The sequence below is a fragment of the Hymenobacter sp. NBH84 genome (assembly GCF_014217645.1).
In the GTDB taxonomy this organism is placed as follows: Bacteria; Bacteroidota; Bacteroidia; order Cytophagales; family Hymenobacteraceae; genus Hymenobacter; species Hymenobacter profundi.
Window position 1 is genome coordinate 1,050,209 of sequence record NZ_CP043644.1, and the last position, 13,598, is coordinate 1,063,806.

A 13,598-nucleotide genomic window follows, 5' to 3' on the forward strand; every position below is an offset into this window, starting at 1 on the left:
CGCACTCGCTCGGCTGTGACGAGTGCGGCCTACGCTTGAGGGGCTACGCCCCGAATCCGGCCGCGCCGCTTGCATGAAGTCGGCTCAACGGCGTGCAGACGTGCGCAGCGGAGCTGCTTGGGCGTAGTGCTCACTCGGCATAGCCGAGCGAGTGCGGAGGGTAGGAAGTTAAAAAGCCTGTCATCCTGCGCAAGCGCATGATGACACATTAAAGGGTACTACCAACTACGCGCCTTGCGCTACCATGCGCATGAAACCGCCATCCATCACATAAGTGGAACCCGTCACATAATCCGAATCAGCGGAGGATAGAAACAAGGCCAGCTTGGCGATTTCCTCGGGCTGGCCTGCCCGCTTCATGGGGATGCGCTGCTCGCCTTCTTCGCGTTTTTGTGGGTCGTCGAGGGCTTTTTGGTTCATAGGCGTCAGGATCATGCCGGGGGCGAGGTTGTTGACGTTAACGCCATCCTCGGCTAGCTCCAGGGCCAGCGTGCGCGTGAGGTTGCGCAGGCCGCCCTTGGCCGCGCAGTAGTCGGCCGTGCCGGGCGACACTACCTCCTCGTGAATGGACGTGACGTTGACAATCTTGCCCTTGCCGCCGTGCTGCTTGCGATGCTGGGCAAACAGCCGCGCCAGGTAAAACGGCCCGAATAAATCAGTACGAATCGTTTTTTTCGAATTCTTCGGGCTGCATCTCCACCACGGGCTTGTGCGCCCCGCTCACACCGGCGTTGTTTACCAGAATATCCACAGTGCCAAACTCCAACAGGGCCTGCTTGAAAAGCTGCTCGGCTTGCTGGGCATCGCTCACGTCGGTTTGTACCACCAAGGCCCGCTGACCGGCTTGCGTTACCTGCTGGCGCGTGTGCTCGGCTCCATCGGCATCGGTGTGATACACCACGACGACGTTGGCGCCTTCCTGGGCAAATAAGATGGCCGTGGCCTGACCAATACCCGAATCGGAGCCGGTGATAAGGGCGGTTTTGTTGGTTAGTTTTTTCATGAAAAAGGAAGTGAGAAGAGTGGATAAGATAGCCAGAGGGCGGCTGTGCCTCTTCAGCAAACGCGACCAGCAGGGTAGGGTTACTTGGCCGTGAGCATCATTCCCAGGAAGCTGAACCACACCAGATTCCCGCAATATCATCGGAGGATTTCAACACTTCATCCGGCTTATCTGACACTTTAGGTACAAGAAATTTCATGGGTCATCGGGGTTGCTGACTTTTGGAACATACATCTACACAACCACTTACTACTATGAAAAAGGTGCTTTTTCTGCTCGCCCTGGCTGCCGCCTCCCTCTCGGCATCGGCCCAAACCAAAACCACTACGGCCACTACCCAAGCGGCCCCTGCCGGCTATCAAAGCATGATGGCGGCTACCATTCAGGAGCTGATGCAAACCGGCGACCCTGCTGCCCTGAAGGCCAGCGCCGCCAAGTTGGAGCGCGCCGCCACCGTAGCCCCCACCGATTGGCTACCCCGCTACTACCAAGCCTACGCGCTCACAACATGCGCCAATACCGGCCCGCTTAAAGAAACTGACCAAGTGCTCGACCAAGCTGAAGCAGCACTGGCACAGGCCCGCAAGCTGGGCGGCGACGAATCGGAACTACTGACGTTGCAGGCACGCATTGACCAGAGCCGCATCCGCGTCGACTTTATGGGCCGCGGGCAGGAGTACGCTGGGCGAGCCACAGAGGCAGCAAATCGGGCGCGGGCACTGAATCCAGCTAATCCGCGCCCCTACCTCATCCTCGCCAACAACGTGTACCATACGCCTGCGGCTTACGGTGGCGGGGCAGCGGCAGCTAAATCACTTTTTGAGCAGGCCAAGGTTAAGTTTGACGCCTTCCAGCCAGCTTCGGTCCTGGCACCCAACTGGGGTAAAAACCAAGTGCTGGATTTTTTGAAGAGTTCCGGAGCGGCTATCAACTAGCATTACGCACAATAACACAGAGGCAGCACAAAGTGATGAACCGCTGCTACGTATCTTCCTTACTCGCTCAGTTGTCATTATGACCGCACCGCTAATGGTAATGAAACAATCTTCGCAAACCAGTTATCAGCGTAGCAAAGTAGCGTGGCCAATTATGCTGGGAGCCATGAGCCTGCTGGCGCTGGGCATTAGCTTCGACAGCTGTCAGGATTGCTCAGTCTTAAGTGCCGATTTTCTAGCTTCTTTCGGTTACAGCTTCTGCTACGCGGTTGGGCTATGGCTGGTAAACGGTTATCCGCCCGCCTGGATTGACCAGCATGCCTCCTGGACTCGACAGCCGCTGATGCGTTTTGCATGGTCAATTGGTTATGCGTTAGTTGCATCGTTTTTGGTGATTTTTCTGGTAAGCGCGGCCTTTCAACTATTTTATTACCATCAGATTCTGCGTGACTTGTCCTGGCAACGAATCTTTTTTCTGCCGTTGTTATTCGTAGCCATTATTTCCCTGTTTTTGCACAGCCGCTCCTTTTTGTTGGGCTGGCGTGATGCTGCCATCCAAACCGAGCGATTGGAAAAGGAAAGCGCCGTGGCCCGCCTCGATTCGCTGCGCCGGCAGGTAGACCCGCACTTTCTGTTCAACTCGCTGAACGCCCTGACGGTGCTGGTGGAAGAAAACGACCCCGCCCGTGCTACGCGCTTCATCCGGCAGCTAGCCAAGGTATACCGCTACGTGCTCGATAGCCAGGAGCGGGAAGTGGTGTCGCTTGACGAAGAGCTAGCCTTTGTGGAGTCCTACCTGCACCTGCAGCGCACCCGTTTGGGCGAGGGCATTCAGGTGGAGATACAACAGCCGGGCGCCAACGCTGATAGGCTGCTGGTACCACCGCTGGCCGTGCAACTACTGCTCGAAAACGCCCTCAAACACAACGCCACCAGCCAGCGCAACCCACTGCATATCACGGTAGCAATAGACACTACTGCCCGCGAGCTGCGCGTTGCCAACACGCTGCGCCCCCGCGCCGCAGCCGAATCGACGGGGCTGGGGCTGCGGAATTTGCAGGCGCGCTACGGTTTCCTCACCGACCAGCCGGTACGGATCGAACGCACAGCCACCGAGTTCATCGTGGTGCTGCCGCTGCTAATGCTGGGGTAGGGGCAGCTGGTAGCCGCCCATGGCTAGGGCGCGTGGTTGTTTTCCTGTTCGCAATCTTCATCTTGTCCTGATTTCTCGTTCACCAACGGGCGGCTGCCCGCCGCCCCTACCCTATGCTTACCCCTCTCCGCGCCATTTTGGTGGAAGATGAACCCCTAGCCGCCCGCCGCCTCGCCGACCTGCTCCGCAAGCAGCCAGTGCCCCTAGCGGTAGTCGGTACGGCCGAATCGGTGGAGGAAGCCGCCGAGCTGCTGCGCGCCACGCAGCCTGCGCCCGACGTGCTGTTTTTGGATATCCAATTGGCCGATGGGCTGAGCTTCGAGCTGTTTGAGCGCGTGGAGGTGCGCTGCCCGGTCATCTTCACCACCGCCTACGACCAGTACGCCCTACGCGCCTTCAAGCACAACAGCATCGACTACCTGCTTAAGCCCATCGATGCCGACGAGCTAGCCGCCGCCGTTGCCCGCCTACAGGCCCGCCAGCCGGCCGCAGTACCTGCCTTCGACGCTACGTTGCTCACGCAGCTAATGCAGCAACTACAACCCCAGCCGCAGTATAAGCAGCAGTTTGTGGTGAAGGTAGGTGAGCACCTAAAGGTGATTCCGGTAGCGCAGGTAGCTTATTTCTTCAGCTTCGAGAAGGCTACCTTCCTGCAAACCCGCGAAGGCCGGCGGGTGGTGGTAGACCAAACGCTGGAGCAACTAGAGCAGCTCCTAAACCCGAGTGAGTTCTTCCGCCTTAACCGCGCCTACCTCGTGCACCACACAGCCATTCAGGATATCATCCACTACACTAATTCCCGCCTGAAAACCACCCTCGCCCCCACCAGCCCCGAGGGCGACGTGCTCGTGAGCCGCGAGCGGGTAAGCGCCTTCCGCGCCTGGCTGGAGCGGTGAGATGGTGAGTTTGTGAAGTTGTGAGTAGTGAATACGTGTGTCATCCTGAGCATTCCGCGCATCAAGCGGCGACGAAGGCCCTTATGCCCGCAGAACGAGTCGTTGGTACGCTTATCGTTTTAGCGTGAGAAGGTCCTTCGTCGCCGCTTGATGCGCGGAATGCTCAGGATGACACACGTATTCACTACTCACAACTTCACAAACTCACCATCTCACCGCTCCAGCCATTGCTTAAGGGCTGAGGCTTTTTCCCGGCTTACGAGTACTTCTTCGGTGGGTGCGGGGTGCAGGTCAAGTTTGAGCTTGCCGTTGAAATAGACGTGCAGGCGCTGCACGGCCGGCAGGTGGGCGATGAACTGCCGGTTGAGGCGGAAAAAATCCTGGGGATTCAAGAGCTGCTCCAGCTGCTCCAAGGTATACTCAACCACGAAGCGTTGGCCTTCCTGCGTGACGAGGGTAGTGGTTTCGTGGCGGCTCTGGAACCACCCTACCTGCGCCGTGGGCAACGGGAGCAACTGCTCGCCACTGCGAACCAAAAACCGGGTTTTATAGGTCTGCTGGGGCGCGGCCAACGTTTCCAGTAGGCGCTCCAGTCGCTGTGCCGGGTCGGGGAGGGTAGGAGGGGTAGGCCAGTGGTGTAGCTTGGTGAGGGCGGCTTGCAACTCCTTCAGCTTCACAGGCTTTAATAGGTAGTCGATGCTGTTGGCCCGAAAGGCCCGAATGGCGTATTGGTCGTAGGCCGTGGTGAAAATGACCGGGCTTCGCACCACGGTCTGCTCAAACAGCTCAAAGCTCAGCCCATCGGCCAGCTGAATGTCCGACAAAATCAGGTCGGGGGCAGGGTGGGTAGCAAGCCAGGCCAGGGCGCCGGCTACGCTATCGAATACAGCCAGCACCTGCGCCCCGGGTGCCGCCTGTAGTAGCAGCCGTTGCAGGCGCTCAGCGGCCGGGTATTCGTCTTCGAGTAGTAGAACAGTCATGGTATGCATTCTACTAAATAGATAGAAAGAGAAAAACTAGCAAGTGAAAATCAGGTGCAGCAATTAGCTCAAATTGCGTACAATACGTAGGTAGTATATACTATTTTCCGCCCTTTCCTTTCACGCTTCAGGATGATTCGCACAATACTCGTTGATGACCATGCCATTATTCGGGATGGTATTAGCTACCTGCTACAGCAGGAACCCGATATTGAAATAATTGATCAGGCTGGCAATGGCCAGGAGTTGCTGGAGAAGCTACAAGAGGCGCCGGTCGACGTGGTGCTCATGGATATTAATATGCCCATTATGGGGGGAGAAGAAGCAACGCGCCGCGTGCGTGCGCTCTACCCGCAAACGCACATACTGGTTTTGTCTATGCTGGACCATGAAGCCTACATCACCCGTATGTTGGAGGCCGGCGCTTCTGGCTATATTCTGAAAAATGCTGGTAGAGAGGAAATTACGTTTGGTATCCGCACGGTAGCTGCCGGACGTCACTTTCTGTGCTCCGAACTGGGTTTCCAGATGCTGTACAAGCTGCAAAACTCCAGCGGCAGTACCGCGCCTACCATCACCAGCGAACCCGTAAAAAAAGAGTCTATTCTGTCGCGTCGCGAGCTGGAAGTGCTGAAGCTGATTTCCGAAGGACTTACAACCAGTGAAATAGCCGATAAGCTGTACAACAGCAAGCGTACCATCGAAACGCATCGGCAAAACATGATGGAAAAAACCCAGGCAAAAAACACTGCCTCTCTGATTAAGTATGCCCTCACCCATGGCTTGATTGACTAGCGAATGCATTGTTTTTCCATTGCTGAATCATTACATAGTGCAAACAGCTTGTAATAGTAATAATCTGTAAATCAATAGTTTATATAACCTTTTATTCAGCAAAATCGTTACTTTGGCAGCTGTATCAGTAAGTGTAGGCGAGCAATTAGCTTGGGTAAGCAGAACAATAATTCTATCTGCGCGATGTTATCTACGGCAATAATCGCTTCGCTTCACTAGCCTCACATTCCAGCCCTAGTCTCATGCAGGTATACCGGGAAATTCTTCCAAATAGCTATCTGGTCATTTTGGTGGAGTCTGCACCGGCAGCAACCGATGCGGGGCTGTTGCGTAGCGCGCTGCGGCAAGCCAGCCGCAGCGGCAAAGAACAGGTCTGGCTTGATTGCAGCGGAATTTCCTTCCTGCCGTTGGACATGCTGCCCATACTGACGCGTTACGGCCGCATGGCTGCGCCGCCGACATACCTCCCTGGTTGTGTGTCACCCGCCGGCCACTGCTGCCGGTACTAGCCTGGAGGAAATCAGCCATGGCACCTTGCTGATAGCCAATACATTGCTAGACGCAGAGCTAATAGCCTCAGAAGGCGTCAGCGAGTAGGAAGTGGGTGCGTGGTGGGGGTGATGGACAAGAGAGGTAGCCGCACGGTAAACAGACCATTATCGGTTTCCACTTGCACTGGTTGAGGAGCTTGCAGCAACTCGTAGCGCCGCCGCACGTTGGCCAGCCCTACTTGCGTGTGGGGGCGCAGGCCAGCTGTGCGCGGGCGTACGGGGTTTTGTACCGTCAGGTAGTTGGTGCTAGAGTCGTAGGCAATGGTGAGCAGCAGTGGTTGCTCTTGTGACGCTACGTTGTGCTTAAGAGCGTTTTCTACCAGCAGCTGCACGCTAAGCGGTGCCACGTGCCGCGCCTGCACGGCATCCGGCACATGATAGACTACGCGCAGATTGTCGCGGAAGCGGGCTTTGTGCAGGGCCACGTAGGTTTCCACAAAAGCCAGCTCCTCGTGCAAGGGCACGGTGGCCTGGTCACGGCTCAGCAACACGTAGCGGTACACATCGGCCATCTGCTCCACAAACTGCTGGGCCGGCTCGTTGTCTGGCTCAATCAGCGCCGACAGCGTGTTCAGGGAATTGAATAGAAAATGTGGGTCCAGCTGATTGCGTAGCGCCTCTAGCTGACTTTGCACCCCGGCACTTTGCAGCTGCTCGGCCCGCCGCACGTTCCAAAGCCATTGCTCAAAGAAATGACGGCTTTCGTAGATAAGTTGCACCACGGTAGTCGGAATCAAGTTGAAGGCCACTTGGACCAACAGCGTGCGTGCTTCGAGGGGGAAAAAGGCGGGTAACACCAAATGTAAAAAGACCAGCAGCACCACCGAGGCTACGCTGGTATACAGCACACAGGCCACCGCCAGCCACCACAGGCGGCGGGCCGTGTGCTCTACGCCAGGAAAGCGCTGCAACAGCAATTCCCACAGTAGCCGGTTGCCCAGCCACAGCACCGTTGTGAAGAGTAGTGAAATGCTCCAATTCACCAGAAAATGCATCCACGAGCTGAACCGGTGCGGGTCGTCGCTCAGCAGCGTGATCAACAGCGCGAGTAGCGGAATCCCCAGTAGGCGTAGGCGGTAGTCTTTCATACATGTGGCCCGACGATCAGCCCCGACAAGCGCTAGGGTAAATCGTCAGGCCAAATAACGTCATTACGAGCGAGCCAGCAGGGGCAACCCCCTCAGCGCGTGCCAGTACAGCCAGCCCACAGCGCCCGCGTAGCCCAGCGCCACCAGGGCCATAACGCCGGTTTGCACGCCAGCCCGCAGGCGCGGGGCCATACGCGCCAGCAGCCAGCCAGCAAAGGGTAGGGCTTGCAGGGCGTGCAGCCCCAGAAAATGCGCGGCCCGCAGGTCGCCGGCGCGGGTGCTCCAGCCCAGTAGGGGCAGGCCCGCGCCACCATCGGCAGCGCCTACCGTGTGCGCCATGCGGCCGCTCATGGCGCCACCTATCATGCTGCCTATCAGAAACAAGCCCAGCCCCAGCCGGATGCCCCACACCCACGCCACCGACCCGATGGGGCAATGCCGGAATGTGAGCCACAATGCCCATGTAATGGCCGCAGTATTCACCATTATCAGCACGCCCATGGTGCCAAAAACGGCTCCGTTGAAGGCGCTGCTCACGTTGAAGTGAGAGGTAGTGCCCCGCGCCGCCTGCAAGCAAACCAGGATAATTTCGCCGGCCATGGTGATGCCCGCCAGGCGGCTGATGCGCCGGGTTTTGGCCTGAACTACTGCGGGAAAATCGGCCAGGAGCCAGCCGAGCGTCCAGAGGTAGAGCACCCCCGAAGCGCCGAATTTAAGCGGCTTGATCCACACGTTCAGCCCCGTAACGGTGCGATGGTCTAGGGACCCGAGTGCCACAGCGCCAACCACTACCGCCACATGCAGCCACCCTACCCAAGTGAGTAGGGGGTAGGAGTCGTGCAGCAGGCGCAGCCAGGCCGGGCGGTGCCAGCGAGCGGGTAGGCCACGGGCCGAAAGCCGAAAAGCGGGGGCAGGAACCAGGGTCGTTTTCATAGGAAGCAGCGTTTGCGGTGGAAAGACTTTAGGTAGCTAAGGCAGGGGTAGGGTAGAACCGGCGCAGACCTGCGTATAGCAGCAGCCCTACAGGACCCAGCAGAAAGGTGAGCACCAGCGCGGGTACCAGGAGCAGGTGGGGTAGGCTGCGCCGCTGGGCGTCGCGCAGTGCCCAGGCGCCCACGGCCAAATCGAAGCAGAGGTAGTGCACCCAACCGGCCAGCAGTGCCCACGGGTTCTGGAACAACGCGGCTACCTCGGCCAGGGAGCCGAAACCACCCTCGCCGCCGTGGGCGCTCAGGTAGTGATACCCGATGCACGCCGCGTAGGCGGCGGCCAGCACCAGCGGCAACGCCCCGTTGCCTACCACATGGCGCGTAACGCGCCAGCGGGGCGCTACCAGCAGGAGCCCCCAGCCAACTAGTGCCGCAGCATTAGCCAAGCGAAATAATAGAGCAGGTAAGGCAGCGTCAGACATAGCAGCAAGGAGTGAGTATACAGCCGTAAATGTCGCTGTAAAGGTCTCTGCCTGTGATGCAAATGTGGGTGAAACAGTAAGGAAGAAAGGTGAAGCAGCGAAAAAAGCAGGTGAACCGTAGGCCGAAATCTTAACTCGCACCGCTGTGCCGCGTATTTCGAGGGCGTGAACTACTTTACTCGTTTGCTTTTGCTCCTACCAGCAGCGCTGGTTACTGTGCCTGCTGCCGCTCAAATCGGTCTTGGCATAGCCCCGCGCGATAGCAGCCGGAGGGAGCGACACCGCAAGGTGGTAGTGCAACTCGATCAGCGCTTTTCGCCCCTCAACGGCAAGCTGGTGGGCATCTACGGAATGAAGGTAGGCTTGGAGTGGCGTGGACGGTTGCGGGCGGGCTTGGGCGGCTATTTCCTAAGCGGTGGCGTACCCGCGCGCCTAGCTCCACCGCCCCGGCTGCCACCCGGCACCGATAGCGAGTTGCGCTTTCGCTACGTAACGGTCTACGGCGAGTACGTGCTCATTGGCACGCCACGCTGGGAGCTGAGTACTCCCACGCAGTTCGGCTTCGGAACGGTCTTCTCCAGCTTCCGCCTACCCGACGGCGACCGGCAGCAGTCCCCCATCGATCATATCTGGATGGTAGAGCCCTCCGTGGTAGGGCACATGCGCGTGTTTCGGTGGATAGGGGTAGGCGCCGGCGCAGGCTACCGACAGATGCTTTTCCTGAACCAGCGCGAAGAGCGCGAGCTAAGCGGAATAATCCTGATCGGCCGGGTCAAGCTTTTCTTAGGCGACTTATACCAAATCGTGCGCGGCCGGGAGCGGCTACTGTCTCAGAAAGGGTTATAGCTTTTCTTGAGATTGTGAAGTTGTGAGATTGTGCATAAAAGTGTGTCTGTCATCCTGAGCTTGCGAAGGACCTTAGCACGTGAGGACGAGTCGTTGTTACGCTTGTCGTGCGTGCGTGATAAGGTCCTTCGCTGCACTCAGGATGACAGACGCACTCTCCACTCACAACTTCACAAACCCACACTCCCTACCCACGTCCGGCGCGACGGTCGAGCCAGGTCATGACGGGGGTAGCTAGTATGCCGTGCATGACGATAGAGGTGAGAACGGTGAAGCCCGTTATCACCCAAAGCTGCTCAGAATTAACAAACTCACCTTTTTCCAGAGCAAAAGCCAGGTAGAAAAAGGAGCCGATACCCCGGATGCCGAAGAAGGAAATAGCGGCTCGCTCCGGCAGTGTAGCCCGCGAGCCATACAGCGTGAGCATACCACCCAGCGGACGAATCACGAACAGTAGCAGCAAGCCCAGCGCAGCCTGCGTCCAGGTAAGGGTAACGAGCAGCCCGTTGGCTAACGCACCGCCAAACAACACGAGAATCACCACAATAAACAGGCGTTCTAGCTGGTCGGTGAAAGCGTGCATTTGCTGATGATACTCATGGGCTTTCTCGTTGCCGCGTAGCGTAATGGCTGCTACAAATACAGCGAGGAAGCCGTAGCCGTGCGTCAGCTCCGTGAGGCCATACGTGGTGAACGTAACGGCCAGTACGATAAACCCATACGCCGAGCCTTTTATCTCGATATGCTTGGGCAACCGAAAAATCAGCTTGCCCATCGTTTGTCCAATCAGCCAACCCAGGGCCACGCCCATGCCAACGCGGTAGAGCACATCGTACCAAGCCCACTCAAACAAACGGTCTTGCAGGGAAGTAGCAGCCGGAATAAGCGCCAGCGCCAGATACACGAAGGGAAAAGCGAGGCCGTCGTTCATGCCAGCCTCGGCCGTGAGGGCAAAGCGCACGGTGTCTTCCTGGCCTTCGCCGGGGTCGCCTACCTGCACGTCGCCGGCCAGCACGGGGTCGGTAGGGGCTAGGGTAGCGGCTAGTAACACGGCTGGGGCCGGCGCAATGGCTAGTAGCCACCAGGCCGTTAGGGCAAAGCTGGCAATGGTCAGCAGCATCAGCACCAGTACCAGCAGCAGCGGCATACGCCACTTGCGTAGAGAGAAGGAGCGGTCAATTTTGAGGCCGGTGCCGGTAAGCGCCACAATCACGCACAGCTCAAACAGGTGGGTGGCTAACGTATTGTTGTGTAGCGGAATAGGGTCGGGTAGGCCCAGGGGTAGCGAATAAGCCGCCAGTCCCAGCCCAATAAAAACGATGGGGTAGGAAAGTGGGTATTTAGCCATCAACGGTGGCAGCCAGGCCACTCCCATAATAGAAATGCCCAGCAGCACCAGCACGATATTATACAACGACATGAGGAGGGGAAAACGTAAAATAGCTCTTACGTGAAATACAACCCAGTCGCTGTCGTAACCATGTACTATGGTAGGAGTATCTTGTTTTATGCGGATGCAAACACCAAAATTTGTGGTGTTTTAGCAGGATGGCGGCTGCCTGCATCGACGCACAAGCAGCAGGAGTACACGCAAGGCTATAGGCTGCAATTATGAAAGTATTGGGTTTCAGAATCATTAGCACAACGTTTCGGAGTGCTTCTGATGCGCTGCTAGCAAAAGGGTTAGCCTTGCTTCAGGGCCTCGCGTAACGTGCTGCGCCGGTCGAGCTTGCCCGACGCGGTGGTTTGAAATTGTGACAGAAACAGCAGCTGGCGCGGGCGCTCGTATTTACCAAGTCGCTGGGCTAGTAGGTGAAGGAGCTGCTCTTGCTGCGCCGAGGGTAGGGACGCCCCTTCCAGCACGGCCGTCACTTGCTCGCCGAGGCGCTCATTGGGTAGGCCAGCTACGAAAGCACGACGCGTCACATTCAACTCAGCCAAAGCTACTTCCAGCACCAGCTCTACCTTTTCGGCCTGCACCTTCACGCCGCCGCTGTTAATCACGAAATCGGCCCGGCCCAGCCATTCGAAGGTATGCTGATCGAGCAAGCGCACCTGGTCGTTGGTGATGATGAGCTGGTCGTTGGTGACATCGGCCCGGATGGCTAGGCAACCCCGCTCGTCCTGCTCGATATGGATGCCGGGCAACACACGGTAGTGGGGTGAGGCCTCGGGGCCGTTGAGGCGGCGCAGGGCAATGTGCGAGGCCGTTTCCGTCATGCCGTAGGTGAGGTAGACGGGCACCGTGAGCTGCTCAATCTGCCGCGTGAGACTTGCGTCGGTAGGAGCACCGCCCACCAAAATAACTTTCATTTGGTTGAGCTGCTCGGCCCGGCCGGCATCCAGAAGGGCACGCAGCTGCAAGGGCACAAACGAGGCAAAGGCTATGGTGGCAGCAGCGGGCAGCAGAGCCAGCGGGTCGGCCTGGGGCTCTACGATGGTGATGGGCATGTTGCGCTCAAAGCCGCGCACCAGCATCATCAAGCCGCCCACAAACTCGCAGTTCAGGCAGGCCAGCAGGGGCGTATCGGGGCCAAGGTCGAAGTAGTCGCCGGTGCGGGCGGCGCTGGCGGCTAGCTGGCGCCGCGTCATGCGCACCGTTTGGGGCTGCCCCGTAGAGCCAGAAGTTTGCAGTTCAAACTCCAGCGTGCCGTTCAGCCACTGCCGGCAAAAGTCCAGCACGCGGGCCTCGTAGCCATTCAGCTCGGTAGGCGAGTTGGCAGGGTATTGCTGAATATCGGCGTAGTGAAATGTGCGGCCATTAAGTACAAGCGAGTCGGGGAGAAGCGAGGGGGCAGACATAAAGAGGGTAGGGCGCGAATAACGGGTGGTCAACTTATTACAACCAGTACCGCATACGAAGCTCCCGACCAAAAGGCAGAAAATTGCTTTTCGTGGCCTGTCGCAAGTCCCGTATCACGTTAGCAGCCAACGGCGAAATTTGCGCTCGGTCGGCAACGTCAGCACGCACAGCGCCACCAGTAATACCCCGAAAAACAGCAGGTTCACCCACTCGCTGGTAAGGTGATAGAGTAGCAGAGGCGGCAGACTCACCAGCGCCAGAAAGCTGTTGCGTAGCAGCACCACACTTTGGTAAATGCGTAGGTTCTCGGCTTCGGGACGGCGTAGGTTGGGGCGCATACGCCGGAATACCAGGTAGATACCGCCCATCACCAGCACGAGCAGCACCAGCAGCAACACCACAACCAGGGCAGTATTTTGCCTGGTATTGGTCGTTTGCAACCGGTGGTCCGTCAGCAATACCAACGTCAGCATCAACCCGCCCAGCACCAGGTACTGTAGGATATGCATACGGCGGATGCGACGGATAGCAAGCATAGCAATAGTACGACAAGAATAGGGTAGGCTGGCTATAAGCTGCTACGTAGCATCAAGGCGTAATGTGCCACTACTGCCAATCACCTACTGCGCTTTTTCCTGTTTCAGCCGTTGCAACATCTGCTGCATCTCCCCAATCTCCCGCTTTTGGGTCGCGATAATATTGTCGGCCAGCTTGCGTACTTCGGGGTCGTGTATGTTGGCCCGCTCGCTGGTCAGAATAGCAATGGAGTAGTGCGGAATCATAGCCTTCATCCAGCGCGAATCGTCCACGAAGGTCTGAGAGCGCACCATCGTAAGGGCCGCTACAAATATCACCACGCTACCTGCCACAATTAGCAGGTTGCGTTGCTTGTTTTGATACATGTGGCGCATGAACCCTAGCATGATAAGCGCCATCGGCGTCACCATCAGAATGGTCATGTAGAAGCGCGTGAGGCTGAAATACACGTGGTCTAACGCGTAGGTATTCAAGTACATCACCACATACATGACTACAAACGACACAGCCAGCATCAGGAAGAAACGGGGGTAGGGATTTTCGTTTTTCATGGTCGGAGAGAAAAGGAATCTATTTCTCATACGAACCCCTACTACCCCG

16 protein-coding genes are annotated in these 13,598 nt (G+C 57.6%); 6 read left to right on the forward strand and 10 right to left on the reverse strand.

The genetic code is table 11. The annotated features are described in order from the left end of the window. Positions 1 to 225 precede the first annotated feature (225 nt). Together F1C16_RS22920 and F1C16_RS22925 are read right to left on the reverse strand one after the other, a co-directional pair. Positions 226 to 666 (reverse strand): SDR family oxidoreductase, encoded by a 441-nt coding sequence (locus tag F1C16_RS22920; RefSeq protein ID WP_308461656.1) that lies wholly within the window; start codon positions 664 to 666, stop codon positions 226 to 228. Further along, positions 656 to 1,003, reverse strand: a complete 348-nt coding sequence (locus F1C16_RS22925) for an SDR family NAD(P)-dependent oxidoreductase (protein ID WP_258049026.1) — start codon at positions 1,001 to 1,003, stop codon at positions 656 to 658. The genes F1C16_RS22920 and F1C16_RS22925 overlap by 11 nt, the downstream gene beginning before the upstream one ends. Before the next feature lie 254 nt (positions 1,004 to 1,257). On the opposite strand from F1C16_RS22925, the gene F1C16_RS04355 reads away from it, so the two are divergent. From F1C16_RS04355 to F1C16_RS04365, 3 genes are all read left to right on the forward strand, one after another. Continuing rightward, positions 1,258 to 1,938 carry a hypothetical protein gene (locus F1C16_RS04355; RefSeq protein ID WP_185283138.1) on the forward strand — a complete coding sequence of 227 codons (681 nt, stop codon included), beginning with the start codon at positions 1,258 to 1,260 and terminating at the stop codon, positions 1,936 to 1,938. Between the two features lie 100 nt (positions 1,939 to 2,038). Then, the gene (locus F1C16_RS04360) at positions 2,039 to 3,091 is read left to right on the forward strand and encodes a sensor histidine kinase (RefSeq protein ID WP_185283139.1); all 1,053 of its coding nucleotides are present in this window, start codon (positions 2,039 to 2,041) and stop codon (positions 3,089 to 3,091) included. A gap of 113 nt (positions 3,092 to 3,204) precedes the next feature. Continuing rightward, positions 3,205 to 3,987 (forward strand): LytTR family DNA-binding domain-containing protein, encoded by a 783-nt coding sequence (locus F1C16_RS04365; protein WP_185283140.1) that lies wholly within the window; start codon positions 3,205 to 3,207, stop codon positions 3,985 to 3,987. A gap of 212 nt (positions 3,988 to 4,199) precedes the next feature. On the opposite strand, the gene F1C16_RS04370 is transcribed toward F1C16_RS04365, so the two are convergent. Next, the gene (locus tag F1C16_RS04370; RefSeq protein ID WP_185283141.1) at positions 4,200 to 4,967 is read right to left on the reverse strand and encodes a LytTR family DNA-binding domain-containing protein; all 768 of its coding nucleotides are present in this window, start codon (positions 4,965 to 4,967) and stop codon (positions 4,200 to 4,202) included. Between the two features lie 132 nt (positions 4,968 to 5,099). Here F1C16_RS04370 and F1C16_RS04375 point away from each other — a divergent pair, with 132 nt between their 5' ends. Together F1C16_RS04375 and F1C16_RS04380 are read left to right on the forward strand one after the other, a co-directional pair. Further along, the gene (locus F1C16_RS04375; protein ID WP_185283142.1) at positions 5,100 to 5,762 is read left to right on the forward strand and encodes a response regulator transcription factor; all 663 of its coding nucleotides are present in this window, start codon (positions 5,100 to 5,102) and stop codon (positions 5,760 to 5,762) included. A gap of 242 nt (positions 5,763 to 6,004) precedes the next feature. After that, positions 6,005 to 6,271 (forward strand): hypothetical protein, encoded by a 267-nt coding sequence (locus F1C16_RS04380; RefSeq protein WP_185283143.1) that lies wholly within the window; start codon positions 6,005 to 6,007, stop codon positions 6,269 to 6,271. Positions 6,272 to 6,348: 77 nt separating this feature from the next. Here the strand turns inward: F1C16_RS04380 and F1C16_RS04385 are convergent, their stop codons facing one another. From F1C16_RS04385 to F1C16_RS04395, 3 genes are all read right to left on the reverse strand, one after another. Further along, on the reverse strand, positions 6,349 to 7,401 hold the full coding sequence (locus F1C16_RS04385) for a sensor histidine kinase (RefSeq protein ID WP_185283144.1): 1,053 nt from the start codon (positions 7,399 to 7,401) through the stop codon (positions 6,349 to 6,351). A 63-nt stretch (positions 7,402 to 7,464) separates the two neighbouring features. Then, on the reverse strand, positions 7,465 to 8,334 hold the full coding sequence (locus F1C16_RS04390; protein WP_185283145.1) for a hypothetical protein: 870 nt from the start codon (positions 8,332 to 8,334) through the stop codon (positions 7,465 to 7,467). A gap of 28 nt (positions 8,335 to 8,362) precedes the next feature. Further along, on the reverse strand, positions 8,363 to 8,812 hold the full coding sequence (locus F1C16_RS04395; protein WP_185283146.1) for an ABA4-like family protein: 450 nt from the start codon (positions 8,810 to 8,812) through the stop codon (positions 8,363 to 8,365). A 183-nt stretch (positions 8,813 to 8,995) separates the two neighbouring features. On the opposite strand from F1C16_RS04395, the gene F1C16_RS04400 reads away from it, so the two are divergent. Beyond that, a complete protein-coding gene (locus tag F1C16_RS04400; RefSeq protein ID WP_185283147.1) occupies positions 8,996 to 9,658 on the forward strand; it encodes a hypothetical protein in 663 nt (220 codons plus the stop codon). Between the two features lie 187 nt (positions 9,659 to 9,845). Here the strand turns inward: F1C16_RS04400 and F1C16_RS04405 are convergent, their stop codons facing one another. The 4 genes from F1C16_RS04405 to F1C16_RS04420 form a co-directional block, all read right to left on the reverse strand. Then, complete coding sequence (locus F1C16_RS04405) at positions 9,846 to 11,078, reverse strand: sodium:proton antiporter (RefSeq protein WP_185283148.1); 1,233 nt, start codon at positions 11,076 to 11,078, stop codon at positions 9,846 to 9,848. Positions 11,079 to 11,341: 263 nt separating this feature from the next. Then, positions 11,342 to 12,460, reverse strand: a complete 1,119-nt coding sequence (locus F1C16_RS04410; protein WP_185283149.1) for an AMP-binding protein — start codon at positions 12,458 to 12,460, stop codon at positions 11,342 to 11,344. A gap of 114 nt (positions 12,461 to 12,574) precedes the next feature. After that, positions 12,575 to 12,997 carry a hypothetical protein gene (locus F1C16_RS04415; protein ID WP_185283150.1) on the reverse strand — a complete coding sequence of 141 codons (423 nt, stop codon included), beginning with the start codon at positions 12,995 to 12,997 and terminating at the stop codon, positions 12,575 to 12,577. Positions 12,998 to 13,081: 84 nt separating this feature from the next. After that, the gene (locus F1C16_RS04420) at positions 13,082 to 13,549 is read right to left on the reverse strand and encodes a DUF305 domain-containing protein (protein ID WP_185283151.1); all 468 of its coding nucleotides are present in this window, start codon (positions 13,547 to 13,549) and stop codon (positions 13,082 to 13,084) included. Between the last annotated feature and the right edge of the window lie 49 nt (positions 13,550 to 13,598).